The organism is Paenibacillus sp. VTT E-133280, from assembly GCF_002264385.1.
Taxonomy (GTDB): domain Bacteria; phylum Bacillota; class Bacilli; order Paenibacillales; family Paenibacillaceae; genus Paenibacillus_AQ; species Paenibacillus_AQ nitricinens.
On sequence record NZ_NFUX01000072.1, the window covers coordinates 15394 to 35821 of the forward strand.

Sequence of the window (20428 nt, forward strand, 5' to 3'; positions counted from 1 at the left end):
ACTATATAGTATCACCGAGTAGCCGAATTGTAAATAGGAGGAAAAGCGGATTGCTGAAAATATAAAATAAATACAACAGCAGTAGGGGCTGGATTTGGTGTGAGTGGAAAGCATTTGCTTTAAGTCAGTAACAATAAAGAAAGCCCGTGCTAGGCACGGGCTTTCTTTATTGTTAAGAGGTTCTTCGACATCGACATAACTATTTATACGGGTCAGCAATTTCTTCCCATTGACCGGTGAAGACATCCACTTTTATCGTGAACTCTCTGCCGCCTTGCCTAACATTACTGAACAAATAACCATCTCCAATAAAGCCGGAAATCCAATCCACATCTGTTGACTCGAAGCCTTCTGTATCAAATATTGGCTGAAGTAACCTATATAGCTCTTTCTGGTACTCCTTACCGTTAGATATGTCCCACAGATCTACCGCTTCTCGATTCACTAGGCTTCTCACTGGACTGCCAGAAGTTACATCATGAACTGTTCCAGTTAGCGGATTAATTTTATAGCTAAGGCCTTCCCCTTCGCCATTCGGTGGATCCATAAAATCAATCCTGTATTGATCGCCTTCTTTACCAAAGGTCCAGCCGCTAGCTGGAAGCTTTTTATCCAGCAAGGACTTAATATCCTGTTCACTGAGCGGAGGAGAAATAAACGAGCCATAGTATATCTGTGCGCTCTCAATGGTAAGTTCCTTGCCATAAATAACAATAACTTCAAGCGGAAACTCAGAGATGGATGCTGCTCCTGCCAACCGGGCTACAATACGATCTCCTTCCAACTCATACGAAACTACGGCGCCAAAACCAATCTTCTTGCCCCAAGCTCCCTCAGTGTGATCATACACTTTAGTCAAATGCTTTCCGTCTAGTTCAGCGGATACGTAGGTGTGGTTATTCCGGTGTGTAATAGAGGATTTCAGCCTCCGATTTAGCGCCTCGACCGGGTCCTCTACCACAAGCTCTTCCAGAGTGTCAGGCTGGAGCACATGAATCTCACTCATGGAGAGCCCTGTTCCCGTGCCGGTAGTAATACGAATGAAGATTTCTTTAATACCGTCCCCGTTAAGATCCGCTTCTTCAATGGAAGGAGGCCGCGTTTCATCTTCACCAGCATCCCATAAAAACGTTCTGTTAACTTCACCACGTACATCTACCGTGACTTCATGCAAAAGTGCATGCTCAGCCGTGGGCTTTGCAGTTATAGTAATTCCGTTCTTCTCCGCTAATAGGGTTCCTTTGGGATCGATCGCAGGTATATCTTTAACCTGAGAAGCTGACGGGATAACAACATTCTTCTCCGGGGCTGATGTAGAACTCAGCTTTGCCCCAGTCAAGGTACAGCCACTTAAGACCATAATTACTGCTAACCCCAACACCGTGTTTTGTGCAGTGATTTTTTTATGCCTGGTGATCATGGTTATCCTTCTTTTCATTTCCTTCTTGCTGCTTGAAATGCAGGCTGCACCAGCCACTCGGATTGGACCGGTCAATGTTTCCAATAGTTTAAGAAGAGTCCGTGCGTAGTCTTTGTGGTGCTCCGATACAATATGCTTTAAAGCCAGCGCATCACAGGCGACCTCTTGGTCCCGTTTCATTTGGCTAACGGCATACCAAAGCAACGGATTGAACCAATGCAGCGCCAGCAGCAGTGCTGTCAGCAGATTCAGCGAAATATCACGACGTTTCACATGCGCCAGCTCATGCAGAAATATATGACGCAGTTCGTTCGCCTCCATCGTGTGCAGCATGGATGTCGGCAGCAGCAGCTTAGGGCGCATAACGCCAAGCAGTGTCGGCATGGCAATCTGCTTCGTCTCAACCAGCTTCACTGGGCGCCTTACCTTCATCTCTCGTTGGCACGTTTCGAACAACCGCAGGATATCTGCGGAACGAATCTCCGGTTCCCCTCGAACCCGTGCCGTGAATCGCAGCTGTTCACGAACCGACAGACTCATCATTACCACTGCTCCGCTAAGCCACACCAGAACCAGCAAATACATCGGCGTCCAACGTGCATTGGATATCTCAAATGGATCGTAGATTTCCGGAGTTATTGGTGTCATTCTCTCCGTTTTCTCGGCTTGCTGTGAAGTTCCTGTTCCTGTTTCTTCAGCGACCGTGGACGAATCTACCGCTTGAATGTCCATCGAAGACACAGACAAATCACCTACAATCGGCTGCGCAGAACGAATATTGAAAGTCTGAACTGATTCTGTCTCCAGCGGCAACAAATTAAAAATGCTGAACGTACTTTCCGGGGTCCAAGGGACGGCTAATCTCACGATCAGCGGCATCCACAGAAGATACGTCCAGGTCGGTTTCAATCGATGCTTGAACAAGAAACGCGTTGCCAGGATCAGCAAAGACAGCACGCTCGCCATAGCGGATAGTGACAATATCTTAACCAACAGATTGTATGCAGCTTCCAGCAAGCGACTCAGTCCTTTCGCTCATCCAAAATTCTCTTCAATTCTTCAATATCTTCTCGGGACAGCTTCTCATCCTGTAAAAAGTTGACTAACATCGGGCGCAGCGTTCCACCGTAGATCCGCTTCAGAAAAGATTGTGTTTCGTATTGGACGCATTCCTCTTCCCGCACCAGTGGGTAATAAGAATACACCCTTCCTGTCTGGTTGTAACCGATAGCCCCTTTCTCCGTCAGACGCTTAATCAGCGTCCGCACCGTTTTTGGGTTCCAGTCCCGGCTGCCCTCAAGAGCTTCAACAATCTCTCCTGCCGTACGCGGGGCTCCAGTCCACAGCACCTTCATTACTTCCCACTCGGCATCCGAGATTTTTGGAATTTCCGTAGACATAATCCTATCCGCCTTTCTTTTCACCAAATGACTACACTTGTAATCCAATGTAAAAAATATACAAGTAAGTCTCATTTATGTCAACCTTAAAGTAACAATACGAATCACTAGTTAGGTTGGCCCCTTCTCTGACTCGGTGTATGGACAATGTACAAGAAGAATTATGATTACGTACATTAAAAATAATAATACAGATCTTCAAAGAGGTGGAACATTTGCCTATTAAAAATGGTAATCAATACATCGAACGAATCGACCGGCAAAATATCAATATCTGGTACAAAGGAACGCGTATCGAAGGGCCCTTATCCAAACATCCTGCATTTCAAGGCCTCATACAAACACAAGCCGAAATGTACAACATGCAGTGTGACGAACGTTATTTAGCGCAGATGACCTACCCTTCGCCTGATACTGGAGAGCTTGTTGGTCTATCTTTTCTCCCGCCCAAAAGTGTTGAAGATTTAGAACGCCGAAGAAAAATGATTGAACTCTGGTCAAACAGACATCACGGTTTTTTAGGACGATCCCCAGATTATATGAATACGGCAATCATGTCTCTGTTTACTGCTGCCGATATCCTTGAGGACCTTCATCCAAAATATGCTGAGAACCTCAGGAAATACTATGCCTACTGCCGAGATCATGATATTACTTTATCCCATGCATTCATCCAGCCTCAAGCAAGTAAAATATCCGGTCAGGTTGATGCTACAGAGGATTCTATAGCTGCTAAAGTTGTAGAAATCAAGGATGAAGGAATGGTTGTAACCGGTGCTTTTATGATGGCAACACAAGGGGCTACATGCGATGAAATGCTAGTATTCCCTACGCCTTCCCCCTCCCTTGTGGATGATGATAATCCCTTCGCGTTTGCCTTTGCAGTACCTAATGATCTGCCGGGGATCACTTTTTTTTGCCGCGAAAGCTATGCAGCCACTTCCACCTACGACCATCCATTAAGTTCAAGGTACGAAGAAATGGATACGCTTGTTATATTCGACCGTGTGCTTATCCCACATGATCGTATCTTTTATTACGGGGATGAGAATTACTGTTCCCGATTGTTCGGTGAGAGTCACTTTCATACCCATATTGGTCACCAAATCATCACCCGCTATATTGCTAAAACGGAGTTCTTTCTCGGTGTGCTAGAATCTTTGGCAGAAGAACAAAATGCTGTCCTTGAACCCTACACGATTGTACCGATTTCCAAAGTAATAATGTATCTAGAGACCTTTAAAGCGTTAAGGCTCGCTTCTGAAATCGGGGCAGCTCATGACAAATTTGGATATCTCGTACCTGATAAAGGCCCCCTCCTAGCTTCAACCATTCACTTTACAGAGTTTTATCCAAAGATGGTTGAAATGGTTCAAAATCTCAGCTCAAGCGGTCTTATTATGATCACCTCGGAATCGGACTTCAGTTCAAGTGCCGGTTCATACCTCTATCAGTATTTAAAGGGTAATGTCTCGGATGCTCGGTACCGAAATGCCTTATTCCGGGTCGCATGGGAACTGGGAGCTGGTGCATTCGGTGGCCGCCAAACCCAATTTGAGCGGTTATTTTTTGGAAATTCAGAAACAATGGCCTGGCGTATGTACAATAGCTATGATAATCACGGATACTTCCGTCAAATCATTCACGAATTTATTTCACCAGAAGACCCTCTCCCTAATTCAACAACAGATGTAGTTTCTAATTGAGCTTTTTGTTATTTTTTATGATGAATTAAACTTTTCGAATTGCTCCCACGGCCAGGTGACATGAAATACTATAGCCCTGGCTGGAGCGTTAAGACTTAGAAATCGCACCTAATTATAAGAGATCAGTGTTACAATTTTTCAGCACGAATACTCATCCCTTCAGTTACTCCTTTGTTAATGACCAAAAAAGAAGAGCCAGAGCACTCACAATTGCACCTAACAAACTCACTCCGTTCCAGCCAAAGTAAACATAGATACTGGTAGATGCGATCGACCCAGTGGCGCTGCCAATGGAATAGAAAATCATGTAACCGGCAGTAAGCCTGCTGCGTGCCTCAGGTCGCAAAGTAAGGATCATGCTCTGATTGGTGACATGTACGGCTTGTACTGCAAGATCAAGTAGGATAATACCTACGATTAATGCAAGAAGCGAATGCTGAACATAACTTATTGGCAACCATGATATGAGCAAAAGAATCAAGGCTACACCGGTAGTCTTCTGCCCTAAACCTCGATCAGCAAGGCGACCTGCTCGAGCTGCTGCTAACGCGCCTGCAACCCCTGCGAGACCAAACGCTCCAATCGCAGTATGTGAAAGAGAAAACGGCGGGGCGCTGAGAGGTAATACTAAAGACGTCCATAATATACTGAAAGCGGTAAAAATCATCATACCTAGTGCAGCACGGATTCTAAGAGTTCGTTCCTGAGCAAACAACGTGAACATTGAACGAATCAACTGTAGGTAAGATAATGATTTTCTTGTGTGCTCATAATGTGGCAGCACCCGAAACAATACACATGCCATAATTAGTGTTAATACCGCGGAAACAAGGTAGACAGAACGCCAACCTGCTAAATCCATTAATACGCCAGCGAAAGTTCGCGCCAGTAGAATACCAATGACGATTCCACTTGTCACAACACCAACGACACGCCCACGTTCGGCAGGAGCAGCCAAAGTTGCCGCGAACGCAACGAGCGTCTGTGTCACTACGGCAAGAAACCCAACCGCTGCTATACCTATGAATAACACTATACTGCTGGTGGCAGTACCAACGACAATTAAAGCCAATACGGATAGCAGCATCTGTCCAGCGATCAGCCAACGCCGATTTAATAAATCACCCAAAGGCACTAGTAACAACAGTCCAAGTGCATAAAAAATTTGAGTAATTGTAATAACAAGTCCAACGAATGAATGAGAAATACCAAACTCGTTCGAAATAGCGTCCAGTAAAGGTTGCGCATAATATATGTTAGCAACAACTATTCCGCAAGCGACGGAAAATAAAAGTGCCACACTACGAGATATTATTGATACAGGCACTGGTTCCGACGCTCTAAGCCCTCCTTGTACTTTTTTAGCTTTTTTGTCTGTTTGATCCACTATAATAGCTTTCGATTCCTCAACAGATTCCCCCAAAGTTAACGCCTCCTGAGATTGACTTTTATCAGATTCATAAATTACATACCGATCAGTACGTAAATATATTTGACAAATATAACTCTAAAAAAAGATAACTGTCAAGGGATTAGCTTATAGAACAACAAAAATTAAATACAGACGATTTATAAACCCATTTCTTAATTGACATACTAAGATTCAAACCATAAAATAATATCATACTGTTCGATATGAAAAGAGGGAGTTAGTATGGCTCGACCACGTGAATTTGATGAGGAAAAAGCATTAGATGCTGCTATGAAAGTATTTTGGGAAAAAGGGTTCGAGGCTACCTCTTTAAGCGACCTGACATCAAGAATGGGTATTCAACGGCCTAGCATCTACTCTACCTTCGGAGATAAAAAAGGACTATTTGAAGCTGCGTTGCGGAAATATACGAGTTCTCATGCTGCCTATGTTCGTAACAAGCTTCAAAACAATTCTTCTGTTAAAGAGGCATTCCGTGACTTTTTCGAAAATATAGTGGCAAAAGAATATGGACAAAATCCGAACTGGGGATGCTTTTGCATTAATTCAATGGTTGAACTTTCACCCCACGATGAGAAATTTGAGCTCCTAACAAGAGAACACCAGATGTATCTCTCGGTAATATTTCAAGAAACGATTGATCGAGGTTTACGCTCAGGTGAGCTTGATCCCGCTATTAACGCAAAGAGTTTAGCGCAGACACTAGTCATATCATTAATTGGACTTACTGTGATCATGAAATCCCGTCCTGAAAGATCATTTGTAGATAATTCTGTAAAAGAAATACTTACATTGTTACGATAAAATCAAAAATCAGGTATGCAGCTTTTGTAAATTCGAATCTTTAATATGTTTAATAACTCTTCACTAATCCTGTTTTCCTGTCGATAATTTATAGTAGATGGAAAAGTATGGAGGAGCATATGAACACTAATCGCAGAACTGAACCTTTTCGATATACCCTTAAAGAACCTGTAACCCTTGATCTTCATATTCTTAGCATTAACGGAATCCAGGTTCCTTCTAAGCCTGTAAGAGCTGTACTGTTCAACATCAGTCGAACAGGCTGCCACTTATCGTTACCCCTCAACATTAATCCAGAGAATAACCTAGTACGGATTGGTATGGAAATGAATCTTACGGATGAATCTATTTACTTAGAAGGAGTTCTAAAATGGAATAGAGAACAGCAGGACTGTTTCCATTACGGTATTCAATTAGACATTCCTGAAGCAGACATTGAGTTTCTTCCAAGGGTGCTACGCAGGCTCGCTGGAGAAGGAAAAATATTGGTTCGTTGAGATGTAAACAAAAGAATAGTACTCCATTAATAAAAAACAAACCCGCGTGTAGATGCGGGTTTGTTTTAGTTTTTGCTGCTGTTATTGAAAATCAAGACTATTCCTAACACTTCTACCTTTGTTCTTGAGGTATATCTCCTTCAGGGGTTACTGGTATAACTTGCTCTTTCTCCAGCACCTCTTTTAAATCATCCTGAATTCTCCGGTCCCAGTGAGGAACACCGGAACGATATGCCGCTCTACCTGTTAGATGGGCGGATAAAGGCGCAGTTATAAATACAAAGACAATTCCTAATAATAGCTTTGCACTAATATGATCCTGAAAAAATGCAAAATATAGAAATGCCCCAACCAAGACACATAAAACACCGAGAGTGGCACTCTTCGCGGCAGCATGTGATCTTAGATATACATCAGGCAGCCGAATCAAACCAATAGCACTTACAGCGCTAAGCAATGCCCCTATAAGAATTAACAAGGCAAACAGCAACTCACCTGTAGTCTTGATCATTTCCATTTTCTAGCACCACTCCCTTTTCGATATATCTGGCAAAGGCTGTCGTTCCGATAAAGGAAAGAATTCCAATCAACAAAATAATTTCTATAAAAGCCTGTGTTTGGAGAAAGACCGATAAAACGGCCACCATGGCTAACAGATTAATTCCGATCGTATCCAGTGCAGCCACGCGGTCAGGCAAGGAAGGTCCCTTCACCAGACGCCAAGCACATACGCCTATTGCTACAGCCATGATCGTAATGGATAACATAAGAATAAAATGGATCATTAGCGGGTCACCTCCAGTATCGCACGCTCAAAGGTATCACGGATATTAGCTCTGAACTGTGCAGGGTCTTCAACATCCATGGCATGAATATACAATGTCCGATTATCATCCGATACTTCAAGTACCACCGATCCAGGCGTTAGGCAGAGCAATGTGATCAATGTAGCCACTTCCCAATCTGATTTCAGCTCTGTAGTATATTTGAGAATAGCTGGACGTATATTAAGCTCTGGTCTTAGAACGGCTTTTACCACTACATAACTAGAAACGATCAGCTCCCGCAGCAGCAACAGGATTAGCTTAAGGATCGCCCACACTTTTCCGAGATATAACCTGGGCCAAAAACGACGCATTCCGAGCAGAATGAGTATACCGAGCAGAAAACCAATGACAAAACGCGGACCAGTCCAGTCATTGTGCAGAAACATCCACAGGAATGCTATCATGAAATTCAATAATAGTTGAAATGCCATAGTATCTACTCCTTCATGACAGCGTTAATGTAAAGTGCAGGATCAGCCAGTACAGCTCCGGCTTGGCTGACGTATCCATTTACCGTCTCAGCACCTACACCCATCAGAATTACAATCGCAAACAGTACAGCCGCCGGTGCCATCATAGCTTTATAATGAAGCGGTTTGACTTGTTCTTCCCTTTTCTCGCCACCCCAGAATACCTGCTGGAATACTTTGATCAAGGAATATAACACTACGAAGCTGGATGCGAGTGCAATCAGCGCAAGAGCCACGTGATCCTGTCCAAATCCACTACGTACCATCATAACTTTTCCAGCGAAACCACTAAGAGGCGGAACACCAACCAATGCCAAAGTCAGTACAAAAAACATCCAGCCGGTCCACGGATAACGTCGGATTAAACCACCCATTTCTTTTAAGCGGTCGGTGCCCGATGCCGAGATTATCATCCCGCCCAGGAAAAATAATAATGCCTTGGCAACCATGTCATGCATTAAATAGAACACTACACCATTTAACGAATCCTGAGTCGCGACAGAAATCCCAAAAGCAATAAACCCAACACTGATAATGATATTATAATTAAAAATCCGCCCCAGATCGTTGTAAGCCAGTGCACCGATTGCACCAAGGATCATCGTCGCTCCCGCCATCCAGGCGATCAGTGTATGGGTGAGTCCCGGGTCTTGAATAAAAATCAATGTAAAAGTACGTGTAATTGCATACAATCCTACTTTCGTTAACAAGGCCCCAAACAGTGCTCTAACAGCCACTGGTGGTGCGCTATAAGAATCCGGAAGCCAGAAAAAGAGCAGCAAACCCGCCTTTATCGAAAATACGATCAGCAGCAGAACCGCAATGACGTTCATGACACCGCCTTGTCCCGCTTCCGCTACACGCATAGATAGATGTGCCATATTCAGCGTTCCTGTCGCGGCATATAAATAAGCAAGCGTTGCTACAAACAAGGAAGAGGAAATCACGTTAACTAATACATATTTTAACGTCTCTCTCAGTTGACCTTTGGAGCCACCAAGTACAATTAAAGCATACGAGGCAACTAACAGGACCTCAAAACAGACGAACAAGTTAAATAGATCTCCGGTGAGAAAGGAGCCAAACACCCCAGTTAATAGGAAATGGAAAAACGGATAGTAATAAAACCGTTCTCTTTCTTCCCCAATACTCGCGAAGGAAAAAAATAAGCAAGCTGCACCAACGATAGCGCCGATTAACACAAGTAAGGCCGCAAACATATCGGCAACAAACACAATCCCGTATGGCGGAAGCCATCCACCCATATTTAGGGTTTGGATTCCGTTTGTACCTACCTGATACACAATAATTCCAGCAACCAAGATATTTAAAAACACACTGACGGCACTGATCATACGCTGCAGGTCCACTCGTTCTTTTAGAAAAATCAATATCACTGCCGTAAAGGCCGGAATCAGCAGAGGCAGCACTAGCAAGTTGTTCATTGTCTCTCCTCCTTGGTGCCTTCCACATCATCCGTACCCGTCGAACGGTAAGTCCGGTATGCCAAAACAATGAAGAATGCTGTTACTCCAAAACTAATTACAATTGAGGTCAAAATGAGCGCCTGTGGTAACGGGTCTACATATGCCTCTGCTTTTTCACCAAGCAATGGTGGAGCCCCTGTCTTGAGACCCGACATCGTCAGCAGCAGTAAATGAACACCATGGGTAATCAAATTAGTACCCAGTAGGATGCGTAGCAAGCTTTTGGAAAGGACTAGATACACACCTACGGAAAACAATACGCCGATCGCCAAGGCAACAACGAGCTCCATTAGCTATCCCTCCCGATCGTAAGTATGATATTCATAGTGACACCAATAACAGCTAGATAAACACCAAGATCAAAGAACATTGCAGTGGTTAGTTCTGTTTTGCCCATAAGCGGCAATTGGAAATATCCAAACGTTTGGCTCAGAAAGGGTACGCCGAATATAAATGAGCCAACCCCGGTAAGAAAAGCAATCGAAATCCCGATCGCAATTAACTTACGATAATTAATAGGCAGCACCTTCTCAACCATATCCATCCCAAAAGTAATAGCAAGCAGCACCAAACCTGCAGAAGCCATCAAAGCCCCAATAAATCCGCCTCCCGGATTATTATGACCGGCAAAAAACAAAAACAACGAAAATATCAGAATGATAACGAATGCTACTTTAGCTACCGCTTGTAGTAACACATCATCACTTCGAGAATAACGAGGCTTATTATAGGGAACAACCCTCTTCAGTTGGGATGCTGTACCCTCTCCATCCAACTGCAGCTTGATCATGGAATAAATAGCAAGTGAGGCGAGACCTAGTACTGTTATTTCAAACATAGTATCAAAGCCGCGGAAATCAACGAGCAGAACATTGACAATATTTTTACCGCCACCCAAAGTATAACTATTCTCCACATAATATTTCGAGATGGATTCGAACGGACTACTTCCTAAAGCAGCAAGTGCAACCAATGTCATCGTTACGCCCATCCCGATGGAAATAATAAGTTTAAGGAAATGCGCACGAGGCTTGAGCTTCTCTTTTTTCAGCCTAGGCAAATGCCGGAAACATAGCAGGAACAAGGTAACAGATACCACTTCAACAATCATTTGTGTAAGCGCCAGATCAGGAGCTCTGAACAGAACAAAGAGCAAAGTAACCATATAACCAACCATTCCTGTTAACAAAATGGCTGTTATTCTCGAACGTACAAACGGAATAGCTAAAGCACCTAGAAGCAAAACCATTACAGCAATAACCTCAAACAAAGAAAAAGGAGTATACTCCGTCGTACCAAGTGTAATTCCATCTGAATACCAGACGACACCGCAAATCGTTACGATCAAGAAGGAAAAAATATACATTAAATAATGTCTCATGGAACCAGTCATATAAGAACCAGTCACCCATCTAGACAATTTCTCAACCAGCCGGATTACTCCGTCATAGACTTGATTTAAAGTGTAGCCACTGCCCCATTCTTTATCGACCAGACTTAAGCGGCCATAGATTCGGTATACAGTAATACCAAGAATCACAACACCAAGTGTCATCCATACTTCTGGTGTCCAGCCGTGCCAGAAATGGATATTCACAACAAAAGGTTCCCCGGTCTGCAAGATAGGGTGAATAGCATTCATTGCAGGGATAATAAGTGTATTAGATAAAATATTCGGGAAAAAACCAATAAATATAGACAGCACTGCAAGCAGGCACGGGGCAAGCAGAAGTCCAAATGGGGCTTCATGCGGTTTTTTGTCCAGCTTCTCAGGCTGATATTTTCCGAAAAAGGTGTGGAATACCAAAATCATACTGTATGCAAAAGTAAACACGCTGGCAATCCAGGCCAAAACCGGGAAGAGCGTAAACAACGAGGGAATAGAGAATATATCCAGGTTTCGGATATTCAGAACAGCTGTAAAAAACATCTCTTTACTTAAGAACCCGGAAAATGGCGGCAAACCAGCCATCGAGAAACTGCCGATCATCGCTACCGTAAAGGTAACCGGCATAATGGAAATCAGTCCGCCCAGCTTTCGCAGGTCGCGGGTACCCGTCTCATGGTCAACTATACCGACCATCATAAACAATGAGCCTTTAAAGATAGCATGGTTAATAAGATGAAAGATAGCCGCTGTTGTTGCAGCAGTATAAAAGACAGCTTCTTCCCCTATATAAAACGCCGCTGCCGATCCCATTCCCAGCAATCCCATAATCAGTCCAAGTTGACTAATTGTTGAATAGGCTAATAGAGCCTTCAGGTCCGTCTGCTTCATCGCCTGGATCGAACCATAGATCAAGGTGATCAAACCGACGCCTGACACAATCCAGAACCACTCATATTGCCCCGCAAAAATAGGGCTGAAACGGGCGACAAGATACAATCCAGCTTTAACCATCGTTGCTGAGTGAAGATATGCGCTTACGGGTGTCGGTGCCTCCATGGCATCCGGCAGCCAGATATGGAACGGGAACTGCGCTGATTTGGTAAATGCACCTAATAGAATTAATAGCATCGCTGGAATAAACAACGCATGCCCACTAATATCTCCAACCTCGCTCCAAATTTCCCGAATACTGAAGGTGCCTGTCATCACATACAGCATTAAAAAGCCGGCAAACATCGCTAAACCACCAAATACGGTAATCAACATAGATTTCAAAGCACCATACCGCGATTTTTGCCGCCGATGCCAAAAAGCAATCAACAGAAATGACGAGACACTTGTTAATTCCCAAAAACCGTATAGCACCATCAAGTTATCCGAGAGCACAACGCCAAGCATCGCTCCCATAAACAACATTAAATAAATATAAAAAGGGGTCAACGCTTCTTTTCGCTTGTCTAGATAATAAATCGAATAGATAATTACAAGACTACCCATTCCAGTGATTAACAAAGCGAAGAGTAAACTTAATCCATCCAGATGGAAAACCAAGTCAATCCCTAGGGAAGGAATCCACGAAACGGTTTCATATCCCAAATCCCCTCCCTTAATCACGGGAATCCGGGTTAAAAAATATACAAACAAAGCGAGCGAACCGGGGAAAACAAGCCATCCTCTATGAAGGTTGGATGCTCTCTTGGTCAAAAGTGCGATTACTAAGGCCATTAGAAACGGAACAAGTATGATTACATGCAGCAAAGGCAGTCCTCCTTTTCCACTTGAGCTTATCAAGTTGTGAACTTTAGTACTTACTTTTTTACCAAAAGCCAAAGATCATATGATTGGAAGGGCCCTTAATAATAGGCCCTCATGAAGATAAGGGCACGCCCGATTATAAAGAATCGGTCAATGTGCCATCACAAATATGCAAATATCTAGCCTTTCCATCTTCTTGCTCAATTCTGAATAAACCGTTCTCAAATTCTGTGTGTAATTCGTGAAAGAACTTTCCTTTAAGCGAATATTCTCCCTTGGGTTCATCACTGAGCTGATACTCATCCCCAATTTTGACCAGGTAGGCGATTACACCTTCCTCATGGGTTTCTTCCAACCCGGCGCGCATCCGTTGAACGGCCACGACATGCAGATCCATCATTTTCATTTTACCAATGAGTTCATTGATGAAATTACGTTTGGTAAGCTCCTGCCATCGAGTCTGGGCAGATTGTCCGATGACAATCTGTGTAACCTCATTCTTTTCAGCTACTTCTACAATAATATCAGTTGTTTTACGGCCTTCACGTTTCCGAATGATAAACTCTGCGCCAGCTTCATCGGCAAGACGTTTCCAAACCGTCATATACATTTCTTTGCTCTGATTATATTCATCATTGTCCGAACTATCGACATTTAATACAAACAATGGGGCCCCTATTATTTCAGACAGTTGCACACCACGCCGGATTAAACGCTCCCCATGCGGACCATAATGAACACAAACCATAATTTTTTCATTGTGTATGACCTTCACCCTCCTGTAACATGGCCAAGAAATACAAAAGGAGCCTACTGGCGTTAGGCCCCTTGCGTACATCAAAAACCGATAAGTTATACTTAATTATATCTATTCCTATGTTTTTTGTAAAGTTTAGTGGTTATCATGGAACATTTTTCTTCTTAATGCTTGTACTATGCCCTTCTTTTGAAGTTATCATACAATGAAAATTTTAAATATACCTTTACAGGAATATTCGCATGATGGTATATTGTAATCACGAATAGGAAATACGAATCAATTCAATGAATCGAAGTGATTTTTGTTTATGAATACTAACGTAATGAGTGCCTTAGCTGAGCCTCACCGCATGCAGATCGTTGAACTATTACGCGATAGCCCCCTAACCGTTGGAGAGATTGCGGAAAATCTTCAGCTGCGGCAGCCTCAAGCGTCTAAGCATTTGCGTGTACTCAGTGAAGCGGGGCTTATTGAAGTGCAAGCAGTTGCTAATCGGCGTATTTGCAAGCTCCGACCTGAACCATTTAAGGAAATAGACACTTGGTTAGAATCCTACCGCCATATGTGGGAGGAACGCTACGATCGACTGGATGATTATTTGCAGAAGCTACAAAGCAAGGAATCAGATAAGGAAAAGTAAACGAGGAGGATCTATCCCATGACAAATTCTAACCAAACCAACCACCTAGTACACAAAGTTGAAGGCAGCACACTAATCTTAGAGCGTATTTTTAAAGCTCCACGTGAGCTAGTTTTTAAGGCTTTTTCTGAGGCTGAGCATTTGAAGCATTGGTGGGGGCCTAAAGGTTGGACGATTCCCGTATGTCATGTCGATTTCCGTCCAGGGGGGACTTGGCATTATTGCATGAAATGCGAGGATAAGAATCAGGGTGATTTTTACGGTAGGGAGTCATGGGGCAAAGCGCTTTATCGGGAAATTACGTTTCCGGAGCAAATTATTTATACGGACTGGTTCTCAGATGCAGAGGGTAATATTTCGAAAGATCTGCCTGAAACGCTTGTACAACTAGATTTTATCGAGCTGGATGGTCAAACGAAGCTGGTAAACACCGGCAAATACGCTTCTCCAGAAGCGTTACAACAAGTGATTGATATGGGGATGCTGCCGGGTATCTCTCAAACCTTTGATAATCTGGACGTACATCTTGAGAATTTACAGAAGAGCAACTAAAGCCGTGAAAATAGGACGATGCAAGGATACTCCCTCCTGCTCGTCCTTTTTATCATTTTACGGGAAACAAGAATCGGATGCTATTCGGAAAATATTGTAGGAAAAAGGTGTCATTATGCGTTCCCAGTGGATCTGTCTCAAACTTCACACGATGATCCGCTCCATCTATCTTCTCTTTTAAAAGATTAAAAGCACGTTTGCTATTAGGGACCATGTCCTTCTGTGCATTAGTCTTCTGGATACCTTCCTGTTCACCTACATACATATAAACTTTGCATTCCCGATCTAACCTTGTAATCTCCATGTAATCGATAAAATCTTTAAACCACACAGACGCAGATATGAGTAAAAAGTTATCAAAAATTGGCTCCGTCCTGTACATCGCATACAGACTTATTAATCCACCTAATGAAACACCGCCTAATGCCAATTTGCCTGGCTCTTGAGAGATGCGATATGCACTTTTAATATATGGAACAAGATTCTGATAGACGTAATCTAAATAGGCATCCCCCTTGCCCCCAAAGGACCAATCTTTAAAAAGAGCAGGCATTTCCCAAGGTGTATATTCATCATTACGATGCTGAGAATCAATCCCGATAAAAATAACCGGATCCGTAATCCCCTCTTCCACATCATTTTCTATAGCTGCAATCGATTCTTTGAACAAAAAATCGCCATCCTGTAAGAAAACCGCGGGGAAGCTTCCTTCTGTAAACGATTGATATGCTTTAGGAAGATACACGGTGATTTGTCGCCCCATATGTTCGAAGGTAGTTAGTTCTCCTAACATGATTTTCTTCATCCCCCTCCTTAACTATTCAACAGACGGAACGCTCTGCTCATGATGGTCGGCACTACTGACGCGTGGTTTTCATCTGGCGCTACGTAATGCTCAACCTGTAAATTCGGCAAAGAATACTCACACAATTTTGAAAATAATCCTTTAGCATCATCGACCATAAACGCCTCTTCACTGCCCACTGTGATCAACAGCTTTCGTTGCTCGGGTCTTGTCATGTGACCCTGATTGCACCATTGATCCGCATAGGCCAGGATTTCATGATCATTCCACCAAATCGACGGGCTAGAAGCCAAATAATACTGGAATAGCTCCGCACGAGTGAATAGTGTCCATAGGACAAACAAACCGCTTAATGAGTGACCAAACAAGGCTTGCTTCTGTGGATCGACATTATATTTTTTAGCGATCAGCGGCATCAATTCTAACTCTAAAAAAGATAAGAGCTTCTCGGCACCACCATGTGGCCCTAAGTCAGCATTTTTCAAACGATCTGGATATACATACTGCTCCGCAGTAGGCGTAAAATCATAAAATCTTCTTTTAGAAACCTCATCGTCTGAACCATAATGCCCAATACCAATCACGATGGCTGGTGCAATCAAAGTTTTCGGCGCATTTCTGGACTGCAATTTCACGACATCCCGGCCCAATTGAAAATATGAATTCCCATCGAGCATGTAATAGACAGGAAATCCCTTCTCAGGTGCTTCTACTCTCGGAAGTGAGACCTTTATATCATACGTGTAACCCATATACTGAGATTCTAGTTTCCATGATTCTGTGTGTTCGAGTTCAACTTGTGTTGACATATGTGCTGCTCACTCTCCCCTACACTCTAGACTTGGCTAATAAATATAAGAAATAAGGAATGCCAATAATCGAAACGACTATTCCCACAGGTAACTCTGCTGGCTGAAATAATGTTTTGGCAAAATAATCCGAGATCACAAGCAAGAACATCCCAACCACTGCACTGGATAACATAATATAGCGGTGATTAATCCCTACTAATCTTCTAGCGATGTGAGGAGCCATCAATCCTATAAAACCTATAGAACCGGACACAGACACACATACACTTACAATTCCTACACTGCATAACAGAAAGATTAGCTTTTCTTTTTCTACGGAGATTCCCAAGCTTTTTGTGCTGGAATCCTCCAATTGAAAATAATTGAGCAAGTAGCTTTTTCGATACATTACAAATCCTAAAATCAGCACCCAAGGTGTGATCATTATGATATAAGTCCAATTCGCGCTGTAAATACTTCCAACACTCCATACCGCAGCCATTTCGTAATCACTTGCATTCATTTTTAAAGAAAGATACAACGACAACGCCCCAAAACCACTGCTTATCGCGATCCCTGTCAATATCAAACGTTGCATATCAAGTGCACCATTCCGCCAAGAGAAAATAAAGATAACCACAACTGCGGCAAGCCCCCCCACAAAACCAAAGAGTGGCATGGCTAGTATCGAAAACCAGCTTTCTTTAAAAAAAGTAACCCCTGACATCTGAAAGAAAAACATAAATGCAACGATGGCAGCTCCGGCACCTGCATTAATCCCAAGGATACCTGGATCAGCCAGCCCGTTTCGGGTAATGCCTTGAATGACCGTTCCAGCCATCCCCAGACCTATGCCTACTAATGACGCAATAATGATCCGTGGCAATCGAAATTGAAAAATAACCAGGTCAAATTTAGGATTGGGATGGATTCGCAGCAGCGTTTTTATCACATCCATGACAGACATATCAAATGCGCCATTCGTTAGATGAAAATACCCCGCCACAAGCGTAAGCAGGATAAAAGCTAGTAGCGTCAATAGATAGCGACTATACTGTATTTTCCTTCTATCCACGCTGCTCTCCCCCTTTAACCCGAATTAAATAAAGGAAGAACGGGATGCCAATAAAGGCGGTCACAACGCCAATTGGCGTTTCAAACGGAAAGTTAATATACCGGCTTAAGACATCACAAAATGCTAAAAAAACAGCCCCAATGACTGCTGAGCAAGGAATGATGAAACGATAGTCGATACCAACTATAAAACGTGTAATATGAGGAATAATTAGACCAACAAAGGCAATCTTACCTACTAAGGCCACTGCTGTTCCGGTCAGACATATAACAGATAAAATACTGATGATTTTCACCCATTTTGTCCGTTGACCCAAGCTAATTGCTGTTTCATCCCCTAGGGAGGCAACCATTACAGATTTAGAAATACTAACCGCCAAGAGCAGACCAACGATTATAAAGGGAATGGACAATATTAGCATATCTGGATTTACAGTATGTATTTTTGAGCTATACCAAACGCTAACATTTTGTGAGACTTGAAAAAACATCGCTACTGCTGAGGCAATACTACTTAAAAATGTACCAATTACAGTACCAATAATGGCTAGTCTGACTGGAGATAAGCCGTTTTTGACCAATGAGCCAAATCCGAAAACCAACCCCGCTCCGATAGCAGAACCCACCATGGATAAAAGAATCATATGAACATTCGATAATCCAGGATAAAACACCATAGCCAACGTAATAACAAATGCCGATCCGTCATTTACTCCCATAATCGATGGTGATGCAAGATAATTCCGTGTAACGCCTTGCATTAATGCCCCTGAAACAGCCAGGGCCGCTCCAACTAATAAAGCGGCGATTACACGCGGTAATCTAGATGTCATAATAATGTTGTGGTCCACATTATTTGCATCGAAGTGTGTAATCGCCTCCCAGATTGTTGCTATTCCAATATCCTTAACACCATATAAGACGGATACAACCATTGCTAATACGATGAATAATGGAGAAGTTGATAGGATCAATATAACATTCCAATTTTTTGTATTCATCTTATTCATCGCACCTTCAGTTTTACTTCAACAGGTTTTCAATTGCAGTATCCAAGAATCTTACTTTTGACCAAGCCGTACCACCTTGCGCCAAAGGATCAATTGCATTTACAAAGACATGATTGTTTTTGACTGCATTCACGCTTTTGAAGATCGGATTCTTAAGTAAATCATCAAGTGCTGTTGCATTATCCGTATTCTCACTGGTCTCAAACTGCAAGAAAATATAGTCCGGATTAATTTCCGCTAAAGCTTCTAGTGAAAGCTCAGCTTGAGCTTTAGTAGTTGTTATTACTTCGGGAATGGTAGCACCTAAATCTTCGTAAATAACCGGATTTAGATAAACACCAGCAGGATATACACACATGCTGCCCTGACGAATACGGATCACAAGAATGGATTTATCTTTCAGTTTTTCTCCAATCTCAGCCTTTGCACCCGCGGCTTTAGATTCATAATCGCTAATAATCTTTTCCGCATCTGCTGACTTACCGGATAATTGACCTAATAAGCGCAAGTTATCTTTCCAGTTTGTTGAGATATGAGAATAAGGAATCATCGTTTGAATTTTATTAAGCGCACCCGACACATCTTCACCAAACTTGGAAGACCCTAAAATAACATCTGGATCTAGCTGCAAGATCGCCTCATTGCTCGGAGCAAATTTATCCCCCACTAAAGATGCACCAGCTAATTCAGTTGACAGATAACCTGGAATGGCATTTGCTATTGCAAGTACGCCTACAGGTTTCACTCCTAGGATTGCAGCATCTTCCATAGATTCCAGACTTGCAGCTACGATATTGTGAATCTCTGCAGGTACTATATAATCCTTACCTAGATATGTAATGGTTTGTTCAGTGGCAACTGTCTCTGCTGCCGCCGCATTTCCTTTGTTATTTGCATTTCCCTCTGTTGCTACTGCAGCATTATTTCCACTTTTTTCTGAAGATGCGTTGTCCTTTGCATCGTTCCCACAAGCCGCCAAACTCAAAGCTAATACTGCTGATAACCCTGCTAATAAAATTTTTTTCTGATTCATTTTCTATCTCCCCATCTATATTTTTTTATCATTCCTTAATTCTAAGCAATGATAATGAGAATCGTTATCATATTAAATCATATGAGAATAATTATCAATACCTTTCTTTAAATAGTTGAAATTTTGTAAATTGTCAGATCAGTATAAAGGGAGAAATTCCCGTAGGTGACGTAATTGTTAAAAAAGAAAATGGAGCTGGCGGTGCATCCGTGTCACATATACTGCATCTAATGCAGGTTGGTCTTCAAGAGGCGTACGCTCTGACAGAGCTTGTCGAGCTAGATGCACTCTCTGTCGTAGTTCGGAATAAGTTTCGTAAACAGTTGGATCTGCCAATGGCCTAGACTCTACCGTCCTATTAAGAACACCGAAGGCGTTTATACTTGCTATAATAGAATTTTTGAAATTTCTAGATTGCGGAGAAATGTGAAATGAACTCAAGGGATGGGCCTATATTCTACTGTTGGCCATGGGGAGCCCTGTTTTTAATTAAGCACACGCCTCTTTGGGATGACGGACCGAGCGGATCTTAAATCCTTAGAATACATGTTTTAGTCGAGCTTACGGACAAATGT

The 20428-nt window shown here is 42.7% G+C and carries 21 protein-coding genes; 6 read left to right on the forward strand and 15 right to left on the reverse strand.

Going from position 1 to position 20428, the window contains the following annotated elements; translation table 11 throughout:
* Positions 1 to 199: 199 nt before the first annotated feature.
* Positions 200 to 2437, reverse strand: a complete 2238-nt coding sequence (locus CA600_RS25035; RefSeq protein WP_094873786.1) for a M56 family metallopeptidase — start codon at positions 2435 to 2437, stop codon at positions 200 to 202.
* Positions 2438 to 2442: 5 nt separating this feature from the next.
* Positions 2443 to 2820, reverse strand: a complete 378-nt coding sequence (locus tag CA600_RS25040) for a BlaI/MecI/CopY family transcriptional regulator (RefSeq protein WP_094873788.1) — start codon at positions 2818 to 2820, stop codon at positions 2443 to 2445.
* A 206-nt stretch (positions 2821 to 3026) separates the two neighbouring features.
* On the opposite strand from CA600_RS25040, the gene CA600_RS25045 reads away from it, so the two are divergent.
* Positions 3027 to 4526, forward strand: a complete 1500-nt coding sequence (locus tag CA600_RS25045) for a 4-hydroxyphenylacetate 3-hydroxylase family protein (protein WP_306440415.1) — start codon at positions 3027 to 3029, stop codon at positions 4524 to 4526.
* A 163-nt stretch (positions 4527 to 4689) separates the two neighbouring features.
* Here the strand turns inward: CA600_RS25045 and CA600_RS25050 are convergent, their stop codons facing one another.
* The gene (locus CA600_RS25050) at positions 4690 to 5853 is read right to left on the reverse strand and encodes an MFS transporter (RefSeq protein ID WP_256990005.1); all 1164 of its coding nucleotides are present in this window, start codon (positions 5851 to 5853) and stop codon (positions 4690 to 4692) included.
* 327 nt (positions 5854 to 6180) lie between these two features.
* Between CA600_RS25050 and CA600_RS25055 the strand changes: the two genes are divergently transcribed.
* Positions 6181 to 6762 (forward strand): TetR/AcrR family transcriptional regulator, encoded by a 582-nt coding sequence (locus CA600_RS25055; protein ID WP_094873792.1) that lies wholly within the window; start codon positions 6181 to 6183, stop codon positions 6760 to 6762.
* 119 nt (positions 6763 to 6881) lie between these two features.
* Positions 6882 to 7259 carry a PilZ domain-containing protein gene (locus CA600_RS25060; RefSeq protein WP_094873794.1) on the forward strand — a complete coding sequence of 126 codons (378 nt, stop codon included), beginning with the start codon at positions 6882 to 6884 and terminating at the stop codon, positions 7257 to 7259.
* Positions 7260 to 7371: 112 nt separating this feature from the next.
* Here CA600_RS25060 and mnhG read toward each other — a convergent pair whose 3' ends face one another.
* The 7 genes from mnhG to CA600_RS25095 form a co-directional block, all read right to left on the reverse strand.
* Positions 7372 to 7776 (reverse strand): monovalent cation/H(+) antiporter subunit G, encoded by a 405-nt coding sequence (mnhG, locus tag CA600_RS25065; protein WP_256990002.1) that lies wholly within the window; start codon positions 7774 to 7776, stop codon positions 7372 to 7374.
* On the reverse strand, positions 7751 to 8044 hold the full coding sequence (locus CA600_RS25070) for a Na(+)/H(+) antiporter subunit F1 (RefSeq protein ID WP_094873796.1): 294 nt from the start codon (positions 8042 to 8044) through the stop codon (positions 7751 to 7753). The genes mnhG and CA600_RS25070 overlap by 26 nt, the downstream gene beginning before the upstream one ends.
* A complete protein-coding gene (locus CA600_RS25075) occupies positions 8044 to 8517 on the reverse strand; it encodes a Na+/H+ antiporter subunit E (protein WP_094873798.1) in 474 nt (157 codons plus the stop codon). The genes CA600_RS25070 and CA600_RS25075 overlap by 1 nt, the downstream gene beginning before the upstream one ends.
* A 5-nt stretch (positions 8518 to 8522) precedes the next feature.
* Complete coding sequence (locus CA600_RS25080; protein WP_094873800.1) at positions 8523 to 10001, reverse strand: Na+/H+ antiporter subunit D; 1479 nt, start codon at positions 9999 to 10001, stop codon at positions 8523 to 8525.
* The gene (locus tag CA600_RS25085; protein ID WP_076121569.1) at positions 9998 to 10333 is read right to left on the reverse strand and encodes a Na(+)/H(+) antiporter subunit C; all 336 of its coding nucleotides are present in this window, start codon (positions 10331 to 10333) and stop codon (positions 9998 to 10000) included. The genes CA600_RS25080 and CA600_RS25085 overlap by 4 nt, the downstream gene beginning before the upstream one ends.
* Complete coding sequence (locus CA600_RS25090) at positions 10333 to 13197, reverse strand: Na+/H+ antiporter subunit A (protein WP_094873821.1); 2865 nt, start codon at positions 13195 to 13197, stop codon at positions 10333 to 10335. The genes CA600_RS25085 and CA600_RS25090 overlap by 1 nt, the downstream gene beginning before the upstream one ends.
* A gap of 127 nt (positions 13198 to 13324) precedes the next feature.
* Complete coding sequence (locus tag CA600_RS25095; protein WP_231573438.1) at positions 13325 to 13963, reverse strand: universal stress protein; 639 nt, start codon at positions 13961 to 13963, stop codon at positions 13325 to 13327.
* A gap of 292 nt (positions 13964 to 14255) precedes the next feature.
* On the opposite strand from CA600_RS25095, the gene CA600_RS25100 reads away from it, so the two are divergent.
* Both CA600_RS25100 and CA600_RS25105 read left to right on the forward strand, forming a co-directional pair.
* Positions 14256 to 14588 carry an ArsR/SmtB family transcription factor gene (locus CA600_RS25100; RefSeq protein WP_094873804.1) on the forward strand — a complete coding sequence of 111 codons (333 nt, stop codon included), beginning with the start codon at positions 14256 to 14258 and terminating at the stop codon, positions 14586 to 14588.
* A gap of 18 nt (positions 14589 to 14606) precedes the next feature.
* On the forward strand, positions 14607 to 15140 hold the full coding sequence (locus CA600_RS25105; protein ID WP_094873806.1) for an SRPBCC domain-containing protein: 534 nt from the start codon (positions 14607 to 14609) through the stop codon (positions 15138 to 15140).
* 52 nt (positions 15141 to 15192) lie between these two features.
* On the opposite strand, the gene CA600_RS25110 is transcribed toward CA600_RS25105, so the two are convergent.
* Genes CA600_RS25110 through CA600_RS25130 form a run of 5 tightly spaced genes read right to left on the reverse strand, consistent with a single transcriptional unit; the run spans position 15193 to position 19853 of the window.
* Positions 15193 to 15945 (reverse strand): alpha/beta hydrolase, encoded by a 753-nt coding sequence (locus CA600_RS25110; protein ID WP_094873808.1) that lies wholly within the window; start codon positions 15943 to 15945, stop codon positions 15193 to 15195.
* 8 nt (positions 15946 to 15953) lie between these two features.
* Entirely contained in the window at positions 15954 to 16754 is an 801-nt protein-coding gene (locus tag CA600_RS25115; protein ID WP_179281722.1) for an alpha/beta hydrolase, read from the reverse strand.
* Positions 16755 to 16773: 19 nt separating this feature from the next.
* Positions 16774 to 17811 carry a FecCD family ABC transporter permease gene (locus CA600_RS25120; RefSeq protein WP_256990003.1) on the reverse strand — a complete coding sequence of 346 codons (1038 nt, stop codon included), beginning with the start codon at positions 17809 to 17811 and terminating at the stop codon, positions 16774 to 16776.
* Positions 17804 to 18811 (reverse strand): FecCD family ABC transporter permease, encoded by a 1008-nt coding sequence (locus CA600_RS25125; RefSeq protein WP_373455905.1) that lies wholly within the window; start codon positions 18809 to 18811, stop codon positions 17804 to 17806. The genes CA600_RS25120 and CA600_RS25125 overlap by 8 nt, the downstream gene beginning before the upstream one ends.
* 22 nt (positions 18812 to 18833) lie before the next feature.
* Positions 18834 to 19853 carry an ABC transporter substrate-binding protein gene (locus CA600_RS25130; RefSeq protein WP_094873813.1) on the reverse strand — a complete coding sequence of 340 codons (1020 nt, stop codon included), beginning with the start codon at positions 19851 to 19853 and terminating at the stop codon, positions 18834 to 18836.
* A 209-nt stretch (positions 19854 to 20062) separates the two neighbouring features.
* On the opposite strand from CA600_RS25130, the gene CA600_RS31930 reads away from it, so the two are divergent.
* Positions 20063 to 20197, forward strand: coding sequence for a hypothetical protein (locus tag CA600_RS31930; RefSeq protein WP_256990004.1), 135 nt, complete (start codon positions 20063 to 20065; stop codon positions 20195 to 20197).
* The last annotated feature ends 231 nt before the right edge of the window (positions 20198 to 20428 follow it).